This window comes from Chryseobacterium sp. (genome assembly GCF_022712095.1).
In the GTDB taxonomy this organism is placed as follows: Bacteria; Bacteroidota; Bacteroidia; order Flavobacteriales; family Weeksellaceae; genus Chryseobacterium.
The window spans coordinates 18,657-27,033 of the sequence record NZ_JALAHD010000143.1 but is presented as its reverse complement, the minus strand read 5'-3'; the positions used below and the strand labels follow the sequence as shown (position 1 = coordinate 27,033).

Here is an 8,377-nt window from a genome sequence, read left to right as displayed (position 1 = left end):
TTTGTATTCTGTTAATATAATTTAATATTGAAAGTTTATATTTTGTAAATCATATTTGTTATCTGAATATTTAAGACACTACCTTTGCAGAAAATTTAAACAATGAAGCGAGGAATCCATTTTATATTTCTTTTTATTTCCCTGCTGGTTTTTCCTCAGAAGGGCCCGGTAGATACTACACAGATTATTATTCCTAATCGTTATAACAGTGTTGAAGCGCAGACAAAACCTTATGTAATTATGATTTCTGCAGATGGCTTCCGCTATGACTATGCTAAAAAATATAATGCGACCAATCTGTTACATTTAGCAAAGCAGGGGGTACAGGCAAAGGCGATGCTACCCAGTTATCCAAGTATTACCTTTCCCAATCACTGGAGCTTAACTACAGGGCTGTATCCGTCTCATCATGGCTTGATAGATAACTATTTCTATGATTATAAAAGAAAAGAAGCCTATGCACTAAGTAACCGGAAAACTGCGGAAGATGGAAGCTGGTACGGAGGGCTTCCGCTTTGGGGGCTGGCAGAAAAAAATAACATACTTACTGCTTCTATGATGTGGGTCGGTTCTGCTAGTGATGCAGGAGGAAAAAGACCCACTTATTACTATCCTTACCATGAAAAATTTACTCCGTCGGAAAAAGTGGAAAAAGTAGTTAATTGGTTGAAATTACCGGAAGATAAAAGACCTCATTTTATCTCACTGTATTTTCCGGAGGTAGATGGTAGCGGGCATCATTTTGGTCCGGATGCAGAAGAGACAAAAGCTGCTGTTCACCTTGTAGATCAGGCGATTGGAGAATTAGTTCAAAAAGTTAATTATCTTGGTCTGAAGAATGTTAATTTCATATTTGTATCAGATCATGGAATGATTCAAGTGGATGGAGGGGTACCTCTGGAGATCCCTGAAATTCTTTTTAATAAAGAAAGGTTTGATTTTTATAATTCACAGACCTTATTGAGAGTAGTGGTAAAAAACCCTGCTGAGGTAAAAGAAGTTTATAAAGAACTTAAAAATCATAAAACTGATGATTATGAAGTATATCTGGATAAGAAGCTTCCTAAATATCTTCACTTTAGTTCAAAAGATGACCGGTATAACAGAATAGGACAAATTATTTTGCTTCCGAAAGCACCGAAAATCTTCCTGGAGAAAGGAAAAAAGACATCTGTGGGGAAACATGGATATGACCCAAGAATTGTTCCTGAAATGAAAGCTACATTCTATGCCTGGGGACCGGAATTTAAAAACGACCTCGTAATAAACGAATTTGAGAATGTAAATATTTACCCTTTGGTTGCTGAAATATTCAATTTAAAACTTGAGCAGCCAATTGATGGAAAGCTAAAAGTTCTGAAGAATGTACTTAAATGAAAATGAATTCTGTTTGTATCCATTTTTAAACGTAAAGTTTTAGATATAAGTTACAAATTTAAAGAAGCAAAAACTTTAAAAAGCAATTTTGAAATTGCTTAAACCCTTTGCTCTCGATCTTTACGTTAAAAATGTAGGATTTTTCTACAATAATAAAAAGCCTGACTTGTATCAAAAGTCAGGCTTTATTTTATAAAGCAAGATGGTTTATGATAAAGATTTCATATCAATTACAAAACGATATCTCACATCACTTTTCAACATTCTTTCATATGCTTGATTGATATCCTGCATATTGATCATTTCGATTTCAGAAACAATATTGTGTTCTCCGCAGAAATCTAATAATTCCTGAGTTTCAGCAATTCCTCCGATAACAGAGCCTGCTACAGATTTTCTTCCCATGATCATAGGTACTGTATTTAAGATCGGTTCAAGACCTCCTAGATACCCCACTAAAACATGAGTCCCATTGATATTTAAAGTAGAAACGTACGGATTTACATCATGTACATAAGGAACCGTATCAATAATAACATCAAATTTTCCTTTTACAGATTCCATTTGTGTTTCATTCGTGGAAATAATAACATGATCAGCTCCTAGTTGCTTGGCATCGTCAGTTTTCCCCGGAGTTCTTGAAAATAAAGTAACTTCGGCCCCCAACCCTTTTGCTAATTTAATTGCCATATGCCCTAATCCTCCCAGTCCTACAACTGCTACTTTAGAATTCGGACCTACATTCCAATGTCTTAAAGGTGACCATGTAGTGATCCCTGCACAAAGCAGAGGTGCTACAGCAGCTAAATCAAGATTTGACGGAACTTTTAAAACAAAATTCTGGTCTACTACTACCTTCTCAGAATATCCTCCATAAGTATGACCGCCTAAATGCTTATCAAGTCCATTATAAGTTCCTGTAAATCCATTTAGGCAATACTGTTCAAGGTCTTGCTTACAGCTTTCACAAGTTCCGCAGGAATCCACAAGACAGCCTACCGCTGCAAGATCTCCGATTTTAAATTTAGTTACATCACTTCCTATTTTGGTGATTTTCCCTACGATTTCGTGTCCCGGAACTGCAGGATACATTGTTCCTCCCCAATCATTACGTGCTGTATGAAGGTCAGAGTGGCAAACTCCGCAATATAGGATTTCTATTTCTACATCATTTGGGGTTGTTTCCCTTCTTTCAATATTCATTTCTTTTAAGTCTGCAATATCAGACTCTGCGCCATATGCTTTTACTGAAAATGTACTCATTTGTTCTTTTATTAGATTTTTTCAATTATTATGTGAATACAAAAGTCGTTACTTTTATACAATTATTACTTATATATATTACAGAATGATTTACCAATTTTACAGAAGGTCTTAAAAAGTACACATGAAAATACTAACTTTGAATGAGTTAAAAAAATATCTTCATGGAAGATTCAAAAATTATAAATGTAGAAACAATTGCAGAATATAATAAAATGGTTAATCATGAGACGCTGCATCCTTTGGTGAGTGTGGTTGACTTCTCAAAATCTGATATAATCTGCCAGTATACAAGAACATTTGGTTTTTATACCGTATTCCTGAAAGATGTAATGTGTGGAGATATGCATTATGGAAAAAATAATTACGATTATCAGGAAGGAACATTGGTTTTTATTGCTCCGGGACAAACCAATGGGATTGTCAATGACGGTTCATCTATAAGACCGGCAGGATATGCTTTATTATTCCACCCTGATCTGATAAGAGGAACCGCACTTGGGAAGAATATGAAAGATTATTCATTCTTTTCTTATGATGTTCATGAAGCACTACATCTTTCGGAAAGAGAAAGAGAGATCATATTGGATTGTTTCTCCAATATTAAACTGGAACTTGAACAGTCTATTGATAAACACAGTAAATCCCTTATCGTAAATAATATAGAGCTCTTTCTGAATTATTGTATTCGTTTTTATGACCGGCAGTTTGTAACAAGAGATCATATTAATCAGGGAGTGATCAAGAAGTTTGAAAGTCTTCTTAATGAATATCTTAAATCTGAAAAACCTAAAACTCTTGGGTTTCCGATGGTTAATTATTTTGCTGAAGAACTTAACCTTTCAGCGAATTATTTTGGAGATCTAATAAAAAAGGAATTGGGAATTTCTGCTCAGGAATTTATTCATAATCAATTAATAGAAGTGGCTAAAGAACGAATTTTCGATCCCGGGAAATCTATAAGTGAAGTTTCCTATGATCTGGGGTTTAAATACCCTCAGCATTTTACAAGATTATTTAAAAATAAAATGGGCATTTCGCCGAGTGAATATAAAATACTGAACTAAATTTATAGAAAGAAATTCGGTTTTCTAGGAAAACAGGCTTATCTTTAAAGATAAAAATCACCTTTGTTTTGAAATGAAAGCTCAACAAAATATTGGCACTCATATTTTTTATACTCCTTTTGGGAAAATAGCTGCTTTAAAAAAGGATGGTGTAATTAAAGCCAGAAGTATCCGATATGCATATTCGGAGCGGTTTCAGATGCCATTTCCTTCACAACCTTCAGATGTAGATGTTTTAGTTCCCGAAAAAATTCCGGTTTGCCCGCAGAATATAAGTCCGCTCTTGGAGAAAATGATTGAAGAAACGAATGTGGATAGCTTTGAGGTTAATGAATCTCCTCAATATCTTACGGTAACTCGTCCGGAAATGATGGATGAAAATGATAAACTTCCGGTTGTTGTATGGATTCATGGTGGTTCTTATGAAGTGGGGTGCGGTGATTTGCCTACTTCTGATCCAAGTGCTTGGGTAAAAGAACAGAATATTATTGTAGTTTCCGTTTCTTATCGTCTGGGAGTATTTGGTTTCTTGGGCAGTAATGAAGAAAGGCCGCCTAATTTAGGCTTATTTGACATTATTGAAGCTTTAAAATGGATTAAAGCCAATATAGAAAGTTTTGGCGGAAATCCGGAAAATATAGCTCTTTTTGGACAGTCTTCAGGAGGTGATGCTGTGGCACACCTTATGATTACACAGGGAGTGGAAGGATTATTTAATCGGGTGATTATTCACAGTGCTCCTTTAGGGTTACGTCATAACAGACAGAAAATGTCGGAGGAGTTTTTTCGTAAAACCGAAAAACTAAAAGATGAAATTGATGTAATGAAGATGATGGAAGATTATAAACATTTTGTTCCATCCATGATTAAATACGGTTTGAAAGCAGCGATGCCGTTTGGTCTTCAATATGGTTTCCCGCCTTTATGTAATGAAAATGAAGCAGTTGATAAATGGATTGAGAATGCAAAGAAATATGACGTTCTGATTGGAATGAATGATGATGAAACAGCTTTTTATCTTAGGACTTCCGAAGCTATGAATAAATATCTGGGAAAGGGTTGGGGACAAAAGATTTTGAATAGAACCATCCGGTTGACTACAGAAAATATTTATGGTAAACCTGCCAGAATCTTTGCTGAAACCTATGCAAAAGCCGGAGGGAATATTTATTTGTTCAGACTTCATTCAACGATCAAAAACAATTATATCGGAGCTGCCCATTGCGTAGATCTTCCTCTTATTTTTGGAAATGAATCTGCATGGAAAAAAGCCGGGCTTTTAAAAGATATCCCATGGGAATATGTTCATGATAATGGGAAAAAATTAAGGGCACGTTGGGCTGATTTTGCAAGAACCGGAAATATTCCTGATGATTCTGATATTCCTGAGATGTTGGAATTGAAAAAAGTGGTTATCTGATCAATTTTTATTCAGGAATCCAGACACTCACATTTCCGGAAGGAACAGGAAAATCTCCCCAACCTTTTGGGTCAATGATAACCTTTTCTTCAAACCTTCCGAGCACGTCGTAAAAAGTTTTTCCGGAATATCTTTTTCCCATCTCCATAGGTTTATGATAAGCATCTTTATTGCTTAAGACAACTGCGCACCCTGAATGTTCTTTATCTCCTTCACGGATCCACCCCAGGCAGTTTGAGTCCTTGAAGTAATCTCTTTGCTTTCCGTAAGCATGATCTTTTCTTGCCTTTAGTATTTCTTCTATACCGTCTACTTTATTCAGGAAAATCTCCTGATCGTTGCCTTCTTTGTCTTTATCAATATAATGAGCACCATATAAATCCGGATAGAAAACACAAGGATATCCGTCTATCCTCAGTAATATTAAAGCATAAGCTATAGGTTTAAACCACTGTTCTACAGGAGCTTCAAGGTCCTGTAAAGGTTGGGTGTCATGATTATCAACAAGAGTTACGGAATGTAAAGGATCAGCTTGAGTAAGGGTTTGGTCAAAAATCTTTCTCAGATCATAGGAGTTTCCTTCTTTGGATGCGTTGTGAAAATTATTTTGTAATGAACTGTCAAACAAGCTCATACATCCCTCAGTTACTTCAATGTATTTTTGAAGAAGATTAAGGTAGCCGGGGGCCCAGTACTCTCCGACAGCAAAAATATTCTTTCCGGAATTGGATCGCAGAAGCGTTAGCCATTCTTTGTAAAAATCAAAAGAAATATGTTTTAAGGCATCAAGTCTTACTCCGTCAAAATCCGTCTGATCAAAATACCATTTAGCCCAGTGGTTAAGCTCTTCACGTACAAAGGGATTACGGTGCTCAATGTCATTATACATCAGATAGTCATAGTTTCCCTTCTCATTGTCAATCATTTCTTCCCAGTCATTTCCATATTCAGACTGTATTTTAAAAATGTGAGAATCCATTCCTTCTGCATAATCTACGCCGCTGAAGCACATGAAATTCCATTCGAAATCTGAATATTTCTTTCCCCTGCCCGGAAATGTAAACTTAGTGTATGACCGGATATCAATAACTTCTGAAATTACCTTTTCCCGGTTATCTTCATCTACTTTTACAGCTTTAAAGGTTTCCAGTTCATCACCACCGGCTTTATGTCCGAGAACAATATCCACGATAACCTGGATATTCTTTTTTTTCAGCGTCTGAATAGCTTGTAAATAATCATCTTTGGTGCCATATTTGGTAGGAATGCTTCCTTTCTGATCAAACTCTCCGAGGTCAAAAAGATCATATGCATCATATCCTATCGAATATCCACCACTGGTTCCTTTATAAGCTGGCGGAAGCCAAACTGAGGTAATTCCTAATTCTGATAAATATTCTGCCTGTTGTTCTGCTTCTTTCCATAATTTTCCGTTTCCTTCGGAATACCAGTGGAAAAATTGAATCATTGTGGAGTTCATATAATAAGGATTTGATCACTACAATTTAGGAAAAAAATACTAACTAATAGTTTTCAAATTCCTGAAACTGAATTTTTAGCTGTACCGAAACCTGCTTTTTTTCTTCAGTATTAAGATGAGAAAGAGAAAGACCCAATAAACGGACAGGCTTATTAAAAGGCCGTAGTTCCCAGAGTTTTTTAGCGGTAGCAAAGAATTCTTTATCTGAAGTAAAATATTCCTCGTTGGTTATACTTCTTGTGAATAGTGAAAAATCCTTATACTTAATCTTTAAAGTAAGGGTACGCCCGAGAATATTATTTTTCTGTAACCTTTGCTGAAGCTCTGTACTTAAGCTGGTAAGTTTCTCGTCAATCTGTTGTTCATCGAATAAATCTTCAAAAAACGTACGTTCTACAGCTACACTCTTTTGAATTCTGTTGGGTTTTACTTCAGAATTATGGATTCCCCGTACTACATTATAATAATACTTTCCAGATTTGCCGAAGAGCCCGATGAGCTGTTCCAATGTTTTTTTCTTTAAATCTTTACCTTTAAAAATCCCTAAAGTAAACATTTTATTGGCGGTTACTTTTCCTACTCCATAGAATTTTTCTACCGGAAGTTCATCGAGAAATTCTTCCAGTTTTTCGGGGTGGATCGTTTTCTGTCCGTTTGGCTTATTGATATCGGAAGCCACTTTAGCCAGAAATTTATTGACAGAAATTCCTGCTGAAGCTGTAAGTCCGGTTTGTTCGAATATTTTATGACGTATTTCTCGTGCGATCTGATTGGCGGATTCAATTCCTTTTTTATTTTCGGTGACATCCAGATAGGCTTCATCAAGAGATAAAGGTTCTACCAGATCAGTATATTCATAAAAAATATTTCTGATTTTCTGGGAGATTTCTTTATATCTGGGGAACCGCGGTTTTACAAAGATAAGGTCGGGGCATTTTTCTTTGGCCGTTTTACTGGGCATAGCAGAACGGACACCAAACTTTCTGGCTTCATAACTTGCCGCAGCTACTACACCGCGGTGCTCACCACCTACAGCTATGGGTTTCCCTCTTAGTTCAGGGTAATCATGCTGTTCCACGGAAGCATAAAATGCATCCATGTCTACATGAATAATCTTACGTATGGAAAAAGGAAAATCCATATCACAAAGATATGGATCATTTATTTTCTGATTTCAGATTTATTGTAAAAGTTGATTGATCGTAGATTGAATTTCTGGATCTTCAGGAGAGATAGCATAATATTTTGCGATATCTGATTTTTGATCGATAATCATGAATCTTGGAATCCAATTAAGGTCAATATAGTTATTAAAACTGTTTTTCCATCCACCGGCAAACCAATAGTTTTCTTTATCTTTCATATTAAATCTTTCCAGGCTTTTGTCAAAGCCATCTTTAGACCTTTCTAAAGAGAAGAATACAAAATCTATATTGGGATTGTTATTTTCCAGTTCCTTAGCTTTAGGGAAAGCTTTTAAACAATCCTGACACCAGCCTGCCCAGAAATCAATGATAAGAACTTTACCTTTATGTTGATTAAGAATATCCCTTACTGTAATGCTTTTTCCCTCTTCATCTTCCAACTTCTGATTCAAAGCTTCCTTTGAAAAAGTGGTTTTTAGTATTTTAGGAGTTTGCTGAGCATACGTTAGGTTGATAAGAATAATGGCAGATATTATCAGCAATTTTTTCATGTAAATTTTTTTACAAATCTAAAAAATGAAACGCAATTAGGGATATATATTTCTATAGAATTAGTAAAATATTA

The 8,377-nt window shown here is 35.6% G+C and carries 7 protein-coding genes; 3 read left to right on the top strand and 4 right to left on the bottom strand.

What is annotated here, in order from left to right; translation table 11 throughout:
- Positions 1–102 precede the first annotated feature (102 nt).
- Entirely contained in the window at positions 103–1,377 is a 1,275-nt protein-coding gene (locus tag Q0A18_RS07275; protein WP_292009483.1) for an ectonucleotide pyrophosphatase/phosphodiesterase, read from the top strand.
- Between the two features lie 207 nt (positions 1,378–1,584).
- Here Q0A18_RS07275 and Q0A18_RS07270 read toward each other — a convergent pair whose 3' ends face one another.
- Positions 1,585–2,640 carry an NAD(P)-dependent alcohol dehydrogenase gene (locus Q0A18_RS07270; protein ID WP_292009482.1) on the bottom strand — a complete coding sequence of 352 codons (1,056 nt, stop codon included), beginning with the start codon at positions 2,638–2,640 and terminating at the stop codon, positions 1,585–1,587.
- Between the two features lie 164 nt (positions 2,641–2,804).
- Between Q0A18_RS07270 and Q0A18_RS07265 the strand changes: the two genes are divergently transcribed.
- Together Q0A18_RS07265 and Q0A18_RS07260 are read left to right on the top strand one after the other, a co-directional pair.
- Positions 2,805–3,707, top strand: a complete 903-nt coding sequence (locus Q0A18_RS07265) for a response regulator transcription factor (protein ID WP_292009481.1) — start codon at positions 2,805–2,807, stop codon at positions 3,705–3,707.
- Between the two features lie 73 nt (positions 3,708–3,780).
- Complete coding sequence (locus Q0A18_RS07260) at positions 3,781–5,127, top strand: carboxylesterase family protein (protein WP_292009480.1); 1,347 nt, start codon at positions 3,781–3,783, stop codon at positions 5,125–5,127.
- A 7-nt stretch (positions 5,128–5,134) separates the two neighbouring features.
- Here Q0A18_RS07260 and Q0A18_RS07255 read toward each other — a convergent pair whose 3' ends face one another.
- Genes Q0A18_RS07255 through Q0A18_RS07245 form a run of 3 tightly spaced genes read right to left on the bottom strand, consistent with a single transcriptional unit; the run spans position 5,135 to position 8,303 of the window.
- Positions 5,135–6,607, bottom strand: coding sequence for an alpha-amylase (locus Q0A18_RS07255; protein WP_292009479.1), 1,473 nt, complete (start codon positions 6,605–6,607; stop codon positions 5,135–5,137).
- Between the two features lie 43 nt (positions 6,608–6,650).
- Positions 6,651–7,748, bottom strand: coding sequence for a DNA polymerase IV (dinB, locus tag Q0A18_RS07250; protein ID WP_292009478.1), 1,098 nt, complete (start codon positions 7,746–7,748; stop codon positions 6,651–6,653).
- Between the two features lie 39 nt (positions 7,749–7,787).
- Positions 7,788–8,303 carry a thioredoxin-like domain-containing protein gene (locus Q0A18_RS07245; protein WP_292009477.1) on the bottom strand — a complete coding sequence of 172 codons (516 nt, stop codon included), beginning with the start codon at positions 8,301–8,303 and terminating at the stop codon, positions 7,788–7,790.
- Positions 8,304–8,377: the final 74 nt, after the last annotated feature.